This window comes from Undibacterium sp. Tian12W (genome assembly GCF_049339405.1).
Lineage (GTDB): Bacteria > Pseudomonadota > Gammaproteobacteria > Burkholderiales > Burkholderiaceae_D > Undibacterium.
On the sequence record NZ_JBMPPK010000008.1, the window covers coordinates 134,227 to 151,239 of the forward strand.

Below are 17,013 nucleotides of genomic sequence, written 5' to 3' on the forward strand. Positions count from 1 at the left end.
TCTGCTACTTGATGAGAGCTGAAAAGCCCGGATGCCTGCAAAGCTCCGGGCTTTTTGCCTTTTTTGGTTTCTAAAATTCATGCTTTGACAGATGACTTTTGAAAACACAGTAGTAAAACCCGCCGTTTGGCGGTCGTGCCGGGAAACGCCGGATAACACGGGATTCTTTAACAATTCGGGAAGATGTATTGATAGCCCCTTCCGCTACATGTTTGTGCATGTGACGGGCAGGGGGCATGCTGTGAATATTGAATAATATTCGCAGCATGTTAAAAGTGACTTGAGATCAGGTCATTTTTAACATGCTGGCGCTTCATTTTGTGATGAGGCCTATACTTCCCACTACGGATAACACTGCAAAAAAGAAAATTCCTGTGGCGAGTTAAGGCATGTATTTTGTCATCCTATAAAAACAAGAAAAATAGAAAATTATGTTTATGATTTATTGGTCCATCTGTACTGATGGAAAAGAGCAGGCTTGCTCAAAAGAGTTTGCCAATGACTGCATGGCTGATGCCTTGCTATTCACTGAGTCCTTGCGCGCAGAGCAGCGTCATGGCGCAGCGATTCGCCATATCACCATGTCGTGTGAAAATCCTGATTCAGTTGGTCATGCTGGTGTCGCTGATGCTGGGCCAGAATATTCCTGGAAAAAACGTCGTTAAATCCAGTGAAACGCAGTGAAATGCCGATTCGGCTGAAATTTGATCATCATGCCTTACAGCATCAGCAAATCGTGGCTACAATGAAAGAACAAGTCGTCGTGATGGCGATGGCATGTGCAGCGAGCATCTATCAATCCGTCTTCCCAAATTGGAAAAACATCCCATACAAACAGGTGATGTATGCAACAAATATTGGTTTTGGATATAGCAGGGGTACCGTATGACTGGATAAGTCAGAACGACGCTGCGACTCAGTACGCCGCAAAAAAAGTGGCATGGGATATAGGTGATCAGGTCATCATGCTGCGTGGTGGTTACAACAAGGATGGTGAACAATCAAAAATCTTCATCAAGCCTATTATTTCTATACGTAATAGTGAACGTATGTCCAGGAACAGCCGTCATCAGATTCCCCTGGGAGATGGTAATCGTCTGCTATATGCGCGTGACAGGCATATCTGTGCTTATTGTGGCGAGACTTTTCCTTACCAGGAATTATCACGCGACCACATTCTGCCAACTTCTCGCGGTGGAAAAGATGCTTGGGAAAATTGCGTAACTGCTTGCAAGGAATGCAATCACGCGAAAGGTAACAAGTTTGTGCATGACTTCAAACCTTTGATTTATGTGCCGTATGCACCTTGCCGTTTCGAGCATTTCATCCTGAGCGGCAGGAATGTGATTGCTGATCAACTGGAGTATCTTTCAGCGAAATTACCCAGACACAGTCGTCTGTTGTAGCGCGTGGAGGCATGAATCCTTGCTGCATGTAAGTGGATTCATGCCTTTTAAATTAAGGATTTTATTCAAGGTGCACAATTGTCAGTGCGATTCATAATATGTATTTACAATACATTTTATGTGGGGTATGATGGCCCCACATTAACTTTGAATTTCACCGCTTGTTTAAAGTCTTTTATTTCATATTGGCTTTAAACATGTATTTAAAATACATTTATTTAATTGAATATGTTAAACATTAATACAAGAAATTTAGTAAAAGCCACGGTACCGGTATTGAAAGAGCATGGTGTCGCCTTGACCCGCCATTTTTATGCGCGCATGTTTTTACATAACCCGGAATTGAAACCTGTCTTTAATCAGGGTAATCAGCAATCTGGCAGCCAGCAACAAGCGTTGGCAATGGCTGTATTGGCGTATGCCGAACACATTGATGACCCTTCGGTCCTGATGCCGGTTTTGACCCTGGTAGCGAACAAGCACGTCAGCGTTGGTATCAGGGCAGAGCATTATCCTGTAGTTGGCATGCATCTATTGGCATCGATCAAAGAGGTATTGGGTGACGCTGCCAGCGATGAGTTATTGGCAGCTTGGGCTGCAGCCTATGGGCAACTGGCAAATATATTGATTGCACAAGAGAGCGCCATTTATGCAAAAGTGGCAATGACCCCCGGAGGTTGGACAGGATGGCGCGGCTTCATCGTCAGCAAAAAAGTAGTGGAAAGTGAAGAAATAACGTCCTTCTATTTGCAACCTGCCGATGGTGGATCGGTGCCTGATTACAAGCCAGGTCAGTACATCTCAGTCAAAGTATTTGTGCCTGAATTGGGTATGATGCAACCACGTCAGTACAGCCTTTCATGTGCGCCTGGTCAAGCCTATTTGCGTATATCCGTCAAACGTGAGGCTGCAATGGCGACCAAACCAGCTGGCCTGGTTTCCAATGTATTGCACAGGGATTGTCATGAAGGTGCATTAATTGATGTGGCGCCACCTATGGGGGATTATGTCTTGCATGAGGACAGGGATACACCGGTGGTTCTGATCAGTGCTGGTGTAGGTGTAACTCCCAAACTTGCCATGCTGGAGCATTTACTTAAACAAAACACCGGGCGCAAAATTCGTTTCGTGCACGCTTGCAGGCATGGTGGAGTGCATGCATTCAAACAACAAGTTCGCGAATTGAACGAGCAATACGGGCAAATCAAATCATTGACGTATTACGAGGCGCCACGTGCAGAGGATCTGCAGTCCGTAGATTATGATCAGCAAGGGCGACTGGATTTGCAGACTGTGGCGAGTGATTTTATTTTACCTGAAGCCGATTATTACATCTGTGGACCACGTCCGTTCATGCAGGCGCAAATCGCCAGTTTGCAGAGTCTGGGCATTGCATCTGCACGTATTCATAAAGAGGCTTTTGGGAGTGGTGGATTCGCACACTGATGAGACAACGCAATGTCAGGCTTTGTGTGATTTGAAGCCTATGCTATTGCCTTGCTGTAGCTCTGTATTAATGTGATTTTTCAGGTAAAATAAAATCAGGTGAGGGTACAGTGCGCAACTCATGTTGCCAACGAATTTCGCACTGATTCAATCTGAGTTTATTCAGGAACGGGTAATTGGCAAACCCAGATCTTCAGTCAGGCTGATATGTTTGGCCAACTCCAGTTTGGCGATCGCATTTCTATGCACTTCATCCGGGCCATCTGCCAGACGTAAAGTACGGTTGCCAGCCCATTGCGCCGCCAGCGGAAAATCGCCAGAAACACCACCAGCACCATGGGCCTGTATTGCCCAGTCCAGCACTTGCTGGGTGACGTTCGGTGCCAGAACCTTGATCATGGCGATCTCTGCCTGTGCATGTTTGTTGCCGACCGTATCCATCATATAAGCTGCCTTCAGGGTCAACAGACGTGCCGTATCAATTTGTATGCGCGATTCGGCAATGCGTTCACGCCAGATGCTTTGTTCCGAGATTTTTTTGCCAAAGGCAGTGCGGCTGTTCAGGCGCTTGCACATCAATTCCAGTGCGCGTTCTGCCACACCGATGGCGCGCATGCAGTGATGGATGCGGCCAGGGCCAAGACGACCCTGGGCAATTTCAAAACCACGGCCTTCACCCAAAAGAATATTCGATGCAGGCACACGCACGTTTTCAAACAGGATTTCGCAATGACCATGTGGTGCATCGTCGTAACCAAAAACGGGAAGAGGGCGGACAACTGTGATGCCCGGGGTTTTGGCATCCACCAGTATCATCGATTGTTGTGAATGGCGGGCTGCATTGAAGTCTGTCTTGCCCATCAATATATACACAGCGCAACGTGGATCACCAGCACCGGATATCCACCATTTGTGGCCATTGATGACATAGTCATCACCATCGCGGTCTATGCGGGTTTCTATATTGGTAGCGTCAGATGAAGCAACGCTAGGTTCGGTCATGGCAAAGGCAGAGCGGATTTCGCCGCGCAACAGCGGCTCCAGCCACTGTTTTTTGTGTTCTTCGCTGCCATAGCGTTCTATGGTTTCCATATTGCCGGTGTCAGGCGCGGAGCAGTTGAATACTTCTGGCGCCCAGCTCACACGCCCCATGATTTCGCATAGTGGCGCGTAATCCAGATTCGACAAGCCTTCTGGCGCGCGTACCGATTTTGGCAAAAATAAATTCCACAAGCCTTGCGCACGCGCTTTCGGCTTTAAGTCTTCAATGATCTGGGTGGCGATCCAGCGATTGCCTTTTTCAAGGCCATTGCGGTCAATTTCTTCTTTGTAGGCTTTTTCATTGGGATAGATATGTTCATCCATGAAACGCAAGAGCCTGGCTTGCAAGTCTTTACAGCGATCTGAGTATTCGAATTCCATGTTATCTCCAATAATATTGTCGTTTTGCGCTGCTTTGGAACTGAGAGTATGTGCCGCCTGAATGGGTGACTATTTTTTAGCGTAGCTCCAGCCTAGTTCAGCCATGGGGCGTGCCGCTTCGCCTGATTTCTTGGCTTGCGCACTGGATGCCGTGCCATCGACATAACGTTTCATGATCCCTTGCAAAATACCTGCCATGCGGAACAGGTTGTAGGCCAGGTAGAAATTGAAATCTTCCTGGCGTATGGTTTTACCTGTGCGTTCGCAATATTTGGCAATGTACTCCTGCTCATTGGGGATACCCAATGCCTTGTGATCAAGACCAGCGATGCCACGGAACTGGCCGGGGGTTACATGCCAGCTCATGCAGTGATAAGAAAAATCAGCCAGTGGATGACCCAATGTAGAGAGTTCCCAGTCCAGTATCGCCATGATGCGTGGTTCAGTCGGGTGGAACATCATATTGTCGAGGCGGTAATCCCCATGCACGATGCTGGTGTCGTCACCAGGCGGGATATTATGCGGCAGCCATTCAATAAGATTGTCCATGGCTTCGATTTTTTCAGTCTCAGAAGCACGATATTGTTTGGTCCATCGATCTATCTGGCGGGCAAAATAATTGCCTGGCTTGCCGTAGTCGGCCAAACCGATAGCGGCATAGTCGATGGTGTGCAATTGCGCGATGACGCGATTCATTTCGTCGTAGATTTCACCGCGCTGAACGGGCGTCATGCCGGGTAGCGATTGATCCCACAGCACACGGCCATCGACAAATTCCATGATGTAGAAGGCGCGGCCTATGACATCTTCATCGGCACACAAGGCATATTGGCGCGCTGCCGGGAAGCCTGCCTTGTTCAAGGCATTCATAACCTTGAATTCACGTTCTATGGCATGGGCAGACGGCAGCAGTTTTGCGACTGGGCCGGGTTTTGCGCGCATGACATAACGCTGGTCGCCCGCACTGAGTTTGAAGGTGGGGTTGGACTGCCCACCCTTGAATTGCTCCACCACCAGCTTGTCTGCCAGCGCAGCGTCAAAACCCTCCACATGCTGACGCATATAGTCTGCCAGTGCCGCCACATCAAATTTTTGACGCTCAGCTACCGGCATGGTGCCCATGAATTCTTCAAACATCGGTGTCTCCCAATTGTTTCAGTTTTTATATGATCTTACTCCTGGCACAGGTGGATGTGCTGGATGAGCTGAAACTATTCTAACTCAAATAATAGAACGTTCGTACTATTTATTGTGTGCTTATGACATTTGCTCATTTTTTGAATGACTGCATTGTTGAAAGTTAGCGAGGTGCCCAGTTGAACGTAGAGAGCTGGCCATGCGCGCACTGTTCCTTTGAGCCTCACGCCTTACTCGGACGTGCTGCCTTCCACTTCAATTACTACAATCTATTATTTATCCGGGGCGTGTTTTTGACGATACGCTCTGTATAAGAAAACGCGACTTTTTAGTAGCTTGTTGCTGTGCCTGGTTCAATGCCGCAGACTTGTATTTCCTCTATAACTTTGCCATACAAGGAAATATACATGCTCAAACATATCCTCGTCAGCCTCGCCATCTTGTTATTCACTTCTATGCCAGTGGCCGCAGCGCCTGGCTATGTGATTATTGATGCCAGAAAACCTAATGTGACAGTGTATACCTCAATACCCAAGTCCTTGTCTGAAGCTGAGCTCGATAAGGTAAGGGCTGCAGTGCGCCCGCAAGCTGGCGTCAGCATGGAAGCATGGGATACCTTCAAAAACAATTTGAATCTATATGTAGAAGCCAGGATACAGAAGAATGACTATCCCGAGCTGCGTACCAAGGAAGGATTGATGGCCTTTCTTGAGAAGTATGAAGGCATGCCCTTAGGTCTGGCATGGAACGGTGGTATCGCTTTTACCTACAACGACTACGCGTATACGCAAAAAACTTACCAGACCTATTTGGAAAGGCCGGATTCAGTGACGAGAATAAGCGACAGGAAACGTGACCCTGTGCATCCGGCGAATCACTTTGGGCCGTTGTTGTCGAATCTGTTCGATTAGACCAGTGGCTGACGCTCATTGTAACTAGTGGCAGATTAAGCATTGAACCAAACCATATGTTCAAAGCAGATTTAACACCCCATCCAGCCCGACAAAATTCAGGGCCACATCTGCCTGTGCACGCACCACAGGCTTGGCCCGGAATGCGACTGACAGGCCAGAGATTTTCATCATCTTCAAGTCATTTGCGCCGTCACCCATGACGATGGCCTGGCTGGTGGGAATGCCCATCTCATTACAGACGCGCTCCACGGTTCTTTGCTTTTCATCAGCATCGACAATGGTGCCTATGACTTTGCCAGTCAATTTGCCGTCCTGAATTTCAAGCACATTGGAGTGGGTGTAGTCCAGATTCAGGCGTGACTTCATGCGGTCGGTGAAGAAAGTAAAGCCGCCGGACACCAGCAAAGTCTTGAGACCGGCTCGCTGTATGGACTTCAACATCTGGTCCGCACCCAGGGACAATTGTAGGCGTTCGTCATAGACGCGTTGCAAGGCGCTGGCGTCAAGTCCTTTGAGCAGGGCGACGCGACGGATCAGGCTTTCCTGGAATTCCAGCTCGCCGCGCATGGCGGCCTCGGTGATTTCTGCTACTTGCGGTTTCAAGCCCTGCATGTCAGCGATTTCATCGATGCACTCTATGGTGATCAAGGTTGAATCCATGTCCATGGCGACCAGCTTGAAATCTGCTATGGCAAGTTGCTGGTCCATAGCCGTGATATCCAGTTGAGTAGCAAAGCAGCTTTCGCGTATTGCGCTTAAGGTCTGTTCATCATATTCTGCATCATCAAGGCGCACTGCCTGGGCATTCAATGGCACCAGTTTTGCCTTGGTCTGGCTGGCTATACCGTGAATGAGTGCAGTGTTATTGCTGAGCGTATTGTTCAGGCCTTGTATGGTCAAATGCATGATCTTCTCTTTTTATCCAATTATTTTATTCACTTATTTATTCGACTAATTAGTGCAGTGCCTTGATGGTAGCCTTGATCTGGGCTACGCGGCTGGCCAGGTCGGGCATGGCGGCAGTGATACGCAACTTGTCCTGACCATTGAGCTTGATGTTTTTGTTTTTTTGCACCAGTTCTATGATGCGCATGCCATCTATCGGCGGCTTGGGTTCAAACTGCAGGGTCGCGGCTTCGCTATGCGCATCAATCTTGATGATGCCGAGTGGCTTGGCTGCAACGCGCAGTCTATGTGTTTCCAGCAGTGACTTAACGGGTTCTGGCAATTTGCCAAAGCGGTCTATCATTTCTTCCTGCATATCATCAATGCCATTGGCGCTGCTGCAATTGGCCAGGCGCTTGTAGATGGACAGTCGTTCATGTACGTCACCACAGAATTCATTCGGCAGCAGGGCAGGGATATGCAGGTTGATTTCTGTCGTCGTCGACAGCGGCGCGGCCAGATCGGGTTCCTTGCCGTTCTTCAGCGAGCGCACTGCTTCACTAAGCATGTCGGAATACATCTGGAAGCCTATCTCATGCATTTCACCAGACTGGTTATCGCCCAGCACTTCACCAGCACCACGAATTTCCAGATCATGCATGGCCAGGTAAAAGCCGCTACCCAGTTCTTCCATCTGCTGGATAGCTTCAAGACGACGATTCGCCTGCTTGGTCAGGCTTTGTACATCATGCACCAGCAAGTAGGCATAGGCCTGATGGTGGGAGCGACCGACACGACCGCGCAATTGATGTAACTGCGCCAGGCCAAATTTGTCTGCTCTGTGCATGATGATGGTGTTGGCGGTTGGTACGTCGATACCGGTTTCGATAATCGTGGTACACAGCAAAATATTATGACGCTGGGCCACAAAGTCACGCATGACTTTTTCCAGGTCACGCTCATGCATCTGGCCATGTGCCACGACTACGCGTGCCTCTGGCAGCAGGGCTTCCAGCATGGCCTTGCGATTTTCTATGGTCTCGACTTCATTGTGCAGGAAATACACCTGACCACCACGTTTCAATTCACGCAAACAGGCTTCGCGGATGACAGAATCATCTTCGCCGCGTACAAAGGTCTTGATCGCCAGCCGCTTTTGCGGTGCAGTCGCGATGACAGAAAAGTCACGCAAGCCTTCCAGTGCCATACCCAGGGTACGTGGTATCGGTGTTGCTGTCAGCGTCAATACATCGACCTCTGCACGCAAGGCCTTCAAGGCTTCTTTCTGGCGTACACCAAAGCGGTGTTCTTCATCAATAATCACCAGGCCAAGGCGGGAGAATTTGACGTCGCCAGACAGTAATTTATGCGTGCCAATGACGATATCAACGGTGCCGTCGCCCATTCCCTTCATGGCGACGCTGATTTCCTTGCCAGAGCGGAAGCGCGATAATTCGGCAATTTTCACCGGCCATGCGGCAAAGCGGTCAGCAAAAGTCTGGGCATGTTGTTCCGCCAGCAGGGTGGTAGGCGCCAGGATGGCGACTTGCTTGCCACCCATGACGGCTACAAAGGCGGCACGCAATGCCACTTCTGTCTTGCCAAAGCCCACGTCCCCGCAAATCAGCCTGTCCATAGGCTTGCCCGAGGTCATGTCGCCAATCACGGCGGTGATGGCGGCTGCCTGGTCCGGCGTTTCATCAAAGCCAAAGCTGTCGGCAAAGGCTTCGTAGTCACGCGCAGAATATTCAAAGGCATGACCCTGGCGTGCTGCACGACGGGCATACAGGTTCAGCAGTTCGGCGGCAGTATCGCGAATTTGCTGAGCCGCTTTTTTCTTTGCTTTTTCCCACTGACCAGAACCCAGGCTGTGCAAGGGCGCGTCATCTGGCGAAGCGCCGGAGTAACGTGAAATGACATGTAATTGCGATACCGGTACATACAGCTTGGTATCTTTAGCGTATTCCAGATGTAGGAATTCGGTTTCACCTTCGCCCAGGTCCATGCTGATCAGGCCCATGTAGCGACCTATGCCATGGTTGCTATGGACGACAGGGTCGCCAATTTTCAGTTCTGACAGATCGCGCACCATGTGCTCAACCTGTGTGACTGCTTCCTGCTTTTTACGGCCTATGCGTTTGCCACTGCCGGCATACAGCTCGGCTTCGGTAATAAAAGCCAGACCATCTGCCAGCACAAAGCCAGCGTGCAGGGGCGCAACTCCTAGCATGAGCTTGGCATCTGCCGTGGCAAAGTCGGTATAGCCTTCGCACAGGCTCAGGCGGATATCGTATTCAGTGAAATATTGCTGCAGGGTTTCGCGCCGGCCCAGAGTCTCGGCGCAGATCATTACGCGTTTATCTGTTTGCAGCAGGAAGGAGCGCAAGTTCGTCAGCGGATCATCAGCGCGGCGATTGACGGCGATATCTGGTAAAAAGCTGGACACTTCTGAAGCAGCAGCGGCTTTATCTGTGGCCGCGATAGTCCAGCGTGCCAGCGGTTTCATCGCAGCAAAGAAGTCTTCGTCGCGCAAAAATACGGTTTCTGGTGCCAGCACCGGGCGTTCGCGGTCAGACTTTAAAAACTGGTAGCGAGAGCGGGTATCGTTCCAGAAGCGTCTGATGGCATCATCGATATCACCGATCAAGGCAAAATGCGGCGCTTCTGGCAGATAATCAAACAGGGTGGCGGTTTGTTCAAAGAACAGCGGCAGATAATATTCTATGCCAGCTGAGGGTATGCCATTACCTATGTCTTTATAGATGCTGGAACGCGAAGGATCACCCTCAAAAGTTTCGCGCCAGCGGCTGCGAAACGCAGCGCGCGCAGGTTCATCCATGGGGAATTCACGCCCAGGCAGCAAGCGTACTTCCGGCACAGGGTAGAGAGAGCGCTGGGTGTCGGCATCAAAGGTGCGTATGGTTTCTATGGTGTCGCCAAACAGGTCCAGACGGTAAGGCAAGGCCGAACCCATGGGGAACAAGTCGATCAAACCACCGCGCACAGAGTATTCACCCGGCGACATGACCTGGTTGACATGGCTATAACCTGCTAGCGTCAGCTGGGTTTTTAGCTTCGCTTCATCCAGACGGTCACCTTTTTTGAAAAAGAAGGTGTAGGCTGCCAGGAAAGAGGGTGGTGCCATGCGTAGCAAGGCCGTCGTTGCCGGTGCCAGCAAGACATCGCAATTGCCATTCTGGATTTCATGCAGGCTGGCCAGACGCTCAGACACTAGGTCTTGATGCGGGGAAAAAGCGTCATAGGGCAGAGTTTCCCAGTCTGGCAGTAAATGGCAGCGCAATTCTGCATTAAACCAGGGGATTTCATCCAGCAGGCGCTGGGCATCTCCAGGGTTGGCTACAAAAATGGTCAGCATGCGCTTATCAGCCTTGAGCGCCGTCGCTGCTTGCGCCAGGGCATAAGCATCGGAAGAACCATGCAAATTGGGGAGTGCCAGTTTATGGCCAGGTTTTGCTAAGGATTTGCTGAAATCAAATGACATTGCGGCTATACATGTGGGATGCCGTAAAAGCTGCTTACGGAACAAGATACGCGGTTAAAATGAGCGCCTAATTATAAACGAAGGGGCTCTTTCTTATCGGGGTAGCTTCAAGAGCTTGTGACATTCATGGAAAAACAATTGCAAGAACATCATTCTGAAGCTGAAAAGGTGACAAATACGCCTCGCTATGTTGCGCTGATTCCTGCTGCGGGCGTGGGTTCGCGGATGGGCACAACAACACCTAAGCAATATATGTGCATAGGTAGTAAATCAGTTTTGCAGCACACTGTCGAGGCATTTCTTGGTTTCTCAAAAATACAGCATACCTATGTTGTCGTTAGTCCGGATGATGCTTATGTCGATGAATATCTGGCAAAAGCAGAAAACCTGAGCGTCTTGCGCTGTGGTGGTGCCAGCCGCCGTGATACGGTCAGAAATGGCTTGAGCGAGCTAGCCAATACTTTGGACTATCAGGACTGGGTACTTGTACACGATGCCGCCAGGCCAGGTTTGACATCTGGCTTGCTGCAACATTTGATTGATAGTGTTGCGGACGATACAGTCGGCGGATTGCTTGCCTTGCCTGTGGTTGACACGGTCAAGCGAGTAGAAAACGGCAAAGTACAAACCATATCCCGTGATGGCTTGTGGCTGGCACAAACCCCACAAATGTTCCGTTATCAGCTATTGTGCGACGCTCTGGATGCGGCAGATCAGGTTACTGATGAAGCCAGTGCTATTGAAGCTGCTGGCCATGCCCCCATACTGGTTGAAGGACATGTGCGCAATATGAAGCTGACTTTGCCCGGCGATATGGCATTAATCGCCCAGTATTTGAATAGCCAGCAAGAATAAAGGAAGCTTGATGCAAAATAAGATGTTACCGTTCAGAATAGGTCAGGGTTATGACTGTCATGCACTGGTACCTGGCCGTAAATTGATTATCGGTGGGGTGACTATCCCTCACGCCACAGGCTTGCTTGGGCATTCAGATGCAGATGTGTTATTGCATGCGATTACCGATGCGCTGTTTGGTTCAGTCGCCCTGGGTGATATAGGCAAGCATTTCCCGGATACCGACACCCGCTTTGCCGGTGCTGATTCGCGTGTTTTACTGCGTGAGGCTGTCAAACGTATTCATGCTGCGGGTTATGAGGTGGGTAATTTGGATGCCACGATCATTGCCCAGGCACCGAAGATGGCGCCGCATATTGCGGGCATGGTGGCAAATATTGCAGAGGATATGCAGGTCGATATCAATCAGGTCAATATCAAGGCAAAAACCAATGAACGTCTTGGTTATCTGGGTAGGGAAGAGGGTATAGCTGCCGAAGCCGTGGTACTGGTTTTTCCGCGAGTCAGCAACTAGACTGCAAGTAGGCTGCGAAAAGCTAAGCTGCAACGAAGTTAAGAATGTTCCATCAAGGAGATACGATATGAAACAAGAACAATTGAAACATCTGCTGGGCCTGTTGCATCAAGAACTGGCAAGCACTGAAGCGGTTGATGATGAATTGAAGTCCTTGCTGGAGAAATTGAATGAGGATATTCAACATGTCCTGGCAACGACACAAAATCAAGATGACCCCGTATTCGCGGCTTTGAGTGAGCGTTCGCAGGCTCTGTCAGCGAAATTTGCTGCACAGCACCCCAAGCTGGAACCGGCCTTGCGTGAACTGGGCACCATGCTTGAAAAAATTGGTGTTTGAGAGGCTTTCATCAATCCAGCATTACTTTTAAAACCGCCGCTGGCGGTTTTTTATTGCCTGATGGGAAATAAGATTGCGTTATAGCCAAGCTAAGCCCTCAGCGAGGGGCGAAGAAAAAATATCTCGAACTGGAGAGACAGAATAACAAAGATAGCAAACGCCAAAAATAGAGGGCAGCTCTGCTACAATACGCGGTTAGCCTATTGAAATGGGTGCTTGTAGGCTATATATGGCTAGGTATCTGAGCCTTTCATGGGTTTCTCATTTCAATCTTGTCGCAATAATGCGCAATTACTCTATTTATTTGTCATGCAAATCACACAAAATACCGCTGTCACTTTGAATTACACCATGTTCAGTGCTGAGGGCGAGGTCATAGACCAGAATCAGCAGCCCATCGTTTATTTGCATGGTGGATATGATAATATTTTGCCAGCAGTGGAAGCCGCGCTGGATGGTAAAGCCGCTGGTGACAAAGTCTCTGTGACTTTGGCACCAGAAGAAGGTTTTGGCGAATTTGATCCAGAATTCGTGCGCGAAGAAGATATCAGTGCTTTCCCGCCGGATATAGAAGTTGGTATGATGTTTGAAACACGTGAGCCAGAAACTGGCGAAACCATGCAATTCCGCGTTACTGCTATCGATGCAGGCGTGGTCACTGTCGATGGTAACCATCCTCTGGCTGGCATGACCATACGTTTTGATGCAGAAGTGCTGGAAGTGCGTGAAGCTACTGATGAAGAAGTTGTGCATGGCCACGTGCACGGTGAACATGGTCATCACCATTAAGATGTATCTACAGGAATAGCTGAATTCTGGCTTGTTCCTGCATAGGGGAATCCATATATATGGTTCCCCTTGTTCTTCGCTGCTGATCTGCAGTGTCAATTCAAGTCCAAGTGCAAGCCAAAGGTGTGTATGAAAGACTATTATTTTATTCTCGGTATCGCCACCAATGCCAGTCTGGCAGACGTCAAGAAGGCGTTCCGTCAAAAGGCTGCAGAGTTTCATCCAGACAGAAATGATTCTGAACTGGCGCCGGAAAAATTCCATGCGGTCAAAGAAGCTTACGATATTTTGTCGGATGAGGCAGCACGTACTGCCTATGATGAAAATCGCAGGCGCAATTTGCTGGACTCTCCTATCGAGACAGCGACCGAAATCTGGAAAAATTATTTATCAGGAGTATTGCAGTGAAATTGTCACGTTTTTTTGAAGATATTATTCCGCTCTATAAAGCTGAATTGGAGGATTTGAAATCCGATTCCGAGGGCAAAAACGTGCTCAAGGCCAGGTTGCGTGAAAAGGCGGAACAATTGCCCATGTTGTTGCCTATGATGGCCAGTAATCCTGAAATGCTGGCAGTGGCTTTTCATGAGGGTTTCATCTTCATAAACCCGCTGACGATGGAATCATTGATTACCAAAGAAGCAGACAGATTCCCTTCATGGAAAACTCTATCGGCAGCAGTCAAGCTGGAACCATGGGCTGAGCCTTTGAGTCGCATCGTCTTGAAAGACCCGGATGGCGAAGCCTTCCTGGTGACGGCTGCCGCGCTGGAATATCTGAACCGTAGCAATACCACACGCAAGGCTGGTGCCAGCGATGCAACTGGTGCTGACGAAGATGAAGATAAAGAAGCCAATGAGGAAAATGAAGAGCTGAAAGAACATGGCGATCTTGATGGCCAGTATGGCAGACATGGTCGCGATGACGGTGATGATGGTGATGATTATGATCTGGGCGAAGCCGGTGCAGACTGGTTGGCTGAGCAAGGTTTTGACCGCAAAGAATAAGGAGTACAGATGAATTATCCTGCATTAATCGAAGCCCAAAGCCTGGTCAAGGCGGGTGACATCGCTGGTGCTGAACATGCGCTGGCCAATCTGGCCGAAACCGAAGGCGACAAAGCGCTGGTCGCTGCCCTGGATGAATTCCCCGCCAAGGATTTGCTGGCGATTATCCGCGAATACGATGCTTCCAAAGAGTCTTTGGTGAATTTGCTGGTCACGCCTGAGCAATTTGCCCAGGCTGTAGTACTGGAACGTCGCTATGGCGACCAGACTCATGAGCAATTGCGTGGCATGGTCAATTCCGTTATTTTCCGTGAAGGTGCTGACCCGGCAGAATTTTTGTATGAAATCGCAGAAGTGGAGGGCGGTTATGACGCTCTCGTCGATTACCTGCTCGACAGGGCGCAAATGGTGGAGCATTTCTACCGTTATGCGACTTTCGACTTGTACGAATACGGTGATGACAACAAAACCCAGGCACGTGATGATGATTTGCTGAACCTGACACGTGACACCGAGAGTCTGGCATCACCTTTGGATATGGCAAATCTGGAAGATCATGACTGGATGCAAGTGACTTACATCCTGCGCTATGAATTGCCAGAAATCTTCCGTGAAGTGCTGATGAAATTGCGTGCACGTTACAAGGCTTATCAAGCCAGCCTGGCGCAAGATGAATTGCTGGAAGGCGGCGAGGGCATTGCTGAAGAAGAGCAGGAAGAACGTCCTAAAAACAATGATGATGGCGACGACAAGGATGATGACGAAGAGTCAGCATTGTAATTCTTGATGTTATTTTGATGCACGTGGCAGGCAGGAGTTTTTCTGCCTGCTTTTCATTTCCATAGCCTGTTTCTATTCTGGTATTTATGCCTGAAAATACTTTTGAAATTGCCCTGCTTGATAATCGCCCTTATTTTGAAACGGCGCTGCGTTATGGCGTGCAAAAGGCAATTATCTCCACCGCCAAGATTGCAGCGATTGAGGCTGAAGCCCCAAAAGGCATGGTGCAGATAGCGGATGCTTTCGGCAGTAAATATCTGCGCCCTGAAATTGAAGCGGCACGCAAACGTATTGTTAATCTCGCCAGCCTGTATTTGATTGAAACCACCAAGGGTGACCTGGAACTGGCTGCCAAATTGATACGCGATAACACCTTTCTGACGTTGTCACGCGGCGGCTCTGGCTTGTTGAAAGCCTTGTTCGCCATGCCGGAGTATGCCTTATTGGGTCATGAAGCCAAGGGCAAGGTAGAAGATTTTCTGGAAGCCTGGTCGCTCAAGGAAAAGCCGATTGAGTACAGGAATACGCTCGAACACCGCCAAATGAATGCGCTGGAAATCGAGGCTGGTTACTGGTTTGGTGAAGAACTGGGCTTGTCTGCCAGTTACCTCAAAGAAGAAGATGTCGAAGCCGTGTCAGTGGTCCGCACTGCCTTGTTGCTGCAAATGTTTGGCAAGCCCGAGGCGACTTTGCAAAACCAGGTGGAGTTTGCAAGCCTCATCGATGCTATCCGTGCATATACTGCAGCGAAGTTGAAGAAGGCTTTATCCGTAATTGATCTTGCTGATATCCCAGAGAAATTTCATGCCATCGTTGAGCGCGTACTGGGCGAGATCCAATCCCATGATTTGCCGCGCCTGCAGGACAAGTCGGCCTCTCTGGATAAACTGGTGTATGAACTCAAGGATCGCTATTATTTGCGCGACCATGAAGTAGAAGACACTTCTGAATACGATGCCCTGGTGTCAAAGGAGTGGACGAAATTAACCAAGGGTAAAACCGACATCGATTCTCTGCTGACTTTGTTTGTCTGCATCGTTGGCGGCATTACGCCTAAAACGACCTTGTCAGAGAAAACGGCAAAAAGCCTGGTGAAAAAATTCCGCGATGAGGGATTTAATCCTGAGCTGGCAACAGACTGGATTAAAACAGCAGCGCCTCACGAAAAGCAGGAAGGCTTGCTGGAAGACTGGAATAATTTCGTCGAAGAAGCAGGTAATTATTTAATGGATGACTGGGATACCAATTACACGGGAGCCATGCGTTTCCTGGATGCGAATTGTCATATTCAAAAAACAGTCAAGAAATAAATCCTGACGCCTCTGGCGGCAAAATGATCCAGTGTGCTTTTGGATCATTTTGAGACCGACAAAACACCGTATCAGGTCAATATCTTTCGATTCGAATTTAAATTTTTCATTTCTGTCCCGCCGTGGCAGTTGCAGTATTTTGCAGCTCCGGGTGCTCGGCAAGCATTTGACCTTGCATTGCAGTGATGCGGCGTAGTTTCTCTTCGCCCTTGGCAATTTCTGCTGCGGGAATGCCCATATCGCGTGCCCGGACTATCGCCTCACGCAGGCGTGGTATTTCTTCATCCGCGGCTTTCACATAGGCAGCATACAGACGGCCATTTTGCCTGGCTTCATATTGCTGGTAAGCCTTGGCATCGGCAAGTTCGGCTGCCGTAGGTGTTTCATGCATCGGTTCATCATGCTGGATGGGCGGCGTGCGCGGATCGCCATCTCGGGTGGCTACCAGGCTCTGGGCCGCAGAAAGCTCTGGCCCGGTAGGCAGTAGTGGAACAAATTTTTTCTCCTCTACCGATTCAGGAAATGGTGGCGGCCAGGAAGATGTCCTCATCTGCTCAGGTTTGCCAGTTGCATTGGCGCTGGATGTAGAAACTGTTTCTGGATGGCTGGCTTGACTATCTTCAGCTTGTGGCCAAAGTTGCCAGATCATCAGTGTTGCAGCTGCAAGGATGGTCATTGCAATGAGTATGCCTTTGTTCATAAATAC

The 17,013-nt window shown here is 49.3% G+C and carries 17 protein-coding genes; 12 read left to right on the forward strand and 5 right to left on the reverse strand.

Annotated elements, in window-relative coordinates; translation table 11 throughout:
• Window positions 1–431: 431 nt before the first annotated feature.
• The 3 genes from ACO0LI_RS11880 to hmpA all read left to right on the forward strand — a co-directional run bounded on the left by ACO0LI_RS11880 (window position 432) and on the right by hmpA (window position 2,852).
• Window positions 432–665 (forward strand): hypothetical protein, encoded by a 234-nt coding sequence (locus tag ACO0LI_RS11880; protein WP_423032723.1) that lies wholly within the window; start codon window positions 432–434, stop codon window positions 663–665.
• A gap of 180 nt (window positions 666–845) precedes the next feature.
• Window positions 846–1,406 (forward strand): HNH endonuclease, encoded by a 561-nt coding sequence (locus ACO0LI_RS11885; protein WP_423032724.1) that lies wholly within the window; start codon window positions 846–848, stop codon window positions 1,404–1,406.
• 228 nt (window positions 1,407–1,634) lie between these two features.
• Window positions 1,635–2,852: an NO-inducible flavohemoprotein gene (gene hmpA, locus ACO0LI_RS11890; RefSeq protein WP_423032725.1), complete on the forward strand. Its 1,218-nt coding sequence runs from the start codon at window positions 1,635–1,637 to the stop codon at window positions 2,850–2,852.
• A gap of 162 nt (window positions 2,853–3,014) precedes the next feature.
• On the opposite strand, the gene ACO0LI_RS11895 is transcribed toward hmpA, so the two are convergent.
• The gene (locus tag ACO0LI_RS11895) at window positions 3,015–4,274 is read right to left on the reverse strand and encodes an acyl-CoA dehydrogenase family protein (RefSeq protein ID WP_423032726.1); all 1,260 of its coding nucleotides are present in this window, start codon (window positions 4,272–4,274) and stop codon (window positions 3,015–3,017) included.
• A gap of 69 nt (window positions 4,275–4,343) precedes the next feature.
• Window positions 4,344–5,411, reverse strand: a complete 1,068-nt coding sequence (locus tag ACO0LI_RS11900) for a phosphotransferase (RefSeq protein ID WP_423032727.1) — start codon at window positions 5,409–5,411, stop codon at window positions 4,344–4,346.
• A gap of 407 nt (window positions 5,412–5,818) precedes the next feature.
• Between ACO0LI_RS11900 and ACO0LI_RS11905 the strand changes: the two genes are divergently transcribed.
• Window positions 5,819–6,322, forward strand: a complete 504-nt coding sequence (locus ACO0LI_RS11905; protein WP_423032728.1) for a hypothetical protein — start codon at window positions 5,819–5,821, stop codon at window positions 6,320–6,322.
• Window positions 6,323–6,382: 60 nt separating this feature from the next.
• Here ACO0LI_RS11905 and serB read toward each other — a convergent pair whose 3' ends face one another.
• Window positions 6,383–7,231 carry a phosphoserine phosphatase SerB gene (serB, locus tag ACO0LI_RS11910; RefSeq protein ID WP_423032729.1) on the reverse strand — a complete coding sequence of 283 codons (849 nt, stop codon included), beginning with the start codon at window positions 7,229–7,231 and terminating at the stop codon, window positions 6,383–6,385.
• 49 nt (window positions 7,232–7,280) lie between these two features.
• Window positions 7,281–10,712 (reverse strand): transcription-repair coupling factor, encoded by a 3,432-nt coding sequence (mfd, locus tag ACO0LI_RS11915; protein WP_423032730.1) that lies wholly within the window; start codon window positions 10,710–10,712, stop codon window positions 7,281–7,283.
• A gap of 168 nt (window positions 10,713–10,880) precedes the next feature.
• Here mfd and ispD point away from each other — a divergent pair, with 168 nt between their 5' ends.
• The 8 genes from ispD to ACO0LI_RS11955 all read left to right on the forward strand — a co-directional run bounded on the left by ispD (window position 10,881) and on the right by ACO0LI_RS11955 (window position 16,307).
• A complete protein-coding gene (ispD, locus tag ACO0LI_RS11920; RefSeq protein ID WP_423032731.1) occupies window positions 10,881–11,567 on the forward strand; it encodes a 2-C-methyl-D-erythritol 4-phosphate cytidylyltransferase in 687 nt (228 codons plus the stop codon).
• A 10-nt stretch (window positions 11,568–11,577) separates the two neighbouring features.
• Window positions 11,578–12,081, forward strand: coding sequence for a 2-C-methyl-D-erythritol 2,4-cyclodiphosphate synthase (gene ispF, locus ACO0LI_RS11925; RefSeq protein ID WP_423032732.1), 504 nt, complete (start codon window positions 11,578–11,580; stop codon window positions 12,079–12,081).
• A gap of 67 nt (window positions 12,082–12,148) precedes the next feature.
• Window positions 12,149–12,421, forward strand: a complete 273-nt coding sequence (locus ACO0LI_RS11930; protein ID WP_423032733.1) for a DUF4404 family protein — start codon at window positions 12,149–12,151, stop codon at window positions 12,419–12,421.
• A gap of 309 nt (window positions 12,422–12,730) precedes the next feature.
• Window positions 12,731–13,210, forward strand: coding sequence for an FKBP-type peptidyl-prolyl cis-trans isomerase (locus tag ACO0LI_RS11935; RefSeq protein ID WP_423032734.1), 480 nt, complete (start codon window positions 12,731–12,733; stop codon window positions 13,208–13,210).
• 129 nt (window positions 13,211–13,339) lie between these two features.
• On the forward strand, window positions 13,340–13,618 hold the full coding sequence (locus tag ACO0LI_RS11940) for a DnaJ domain-containing protein (protein WP_110253570.1): 279 nt from the start codon (window positions 13,340–13,342) through the stop codon (window positions 13,616–13,618).
• The gene (locus ACO0LI_RS11945) at window positions 13,615–14,217 is read left to right on the forward strand and encodes a hypothetical protein (protein ID WP_423032735.1); all 603 of its coding nucleotides are present in this window, start codon (window positions 13,615–13,617) and stop codon (window positions 14,215–14,217) included. The genes ACO0LI_RS11940 and ACO0LI_RS11945 overlap by 4 nt, the downstream gene beginning before the upstream one ends.
• A gap of 9 nt (window positions 14,218–14,226) precedes the next feature.
• Complete coding sequence (locus tag ACO0LI_RS11950; RefSeq protein ID WP_423032736.1) at window positions 14,227–14,997, forward strand: hypothetical protein; 771 nt, start codon at window positions 14,227–14,229, stop codon at window positions 14,995–14,997.
• Window positions 14,998–15,083: 86 nt separating this feature from the next.
• Window positions 15,084–16,307, forward strand: a complete 1,224-nt coding sequence (locus tag ACO0LI_RS11955) for a hypothetical protein (protein WP_423032737.1) — start codon at window positions 15,084–15,086, stop codon at window positions 16,305–16,307.
• Between the two features lie 106 nt (window positions 16,308–16,413).
• Here the strand turns inward: ACO0LI_RS11955 and ACO0LI_RS11960 are convergent, their stop codons facing one another.
• Complete coding sequence (locus ACO0LI_RS11960; RefSeq protein WP_423032738.1) at window positions 16,414–16,983, reverse strand: hypothetical protein; 570 nt, start codon at window positions 16,981–16,983, stop codon at window positions 16,414–16,416.
• Window positions 16,984–17,013: the final 30 nt, after the last annotated feature.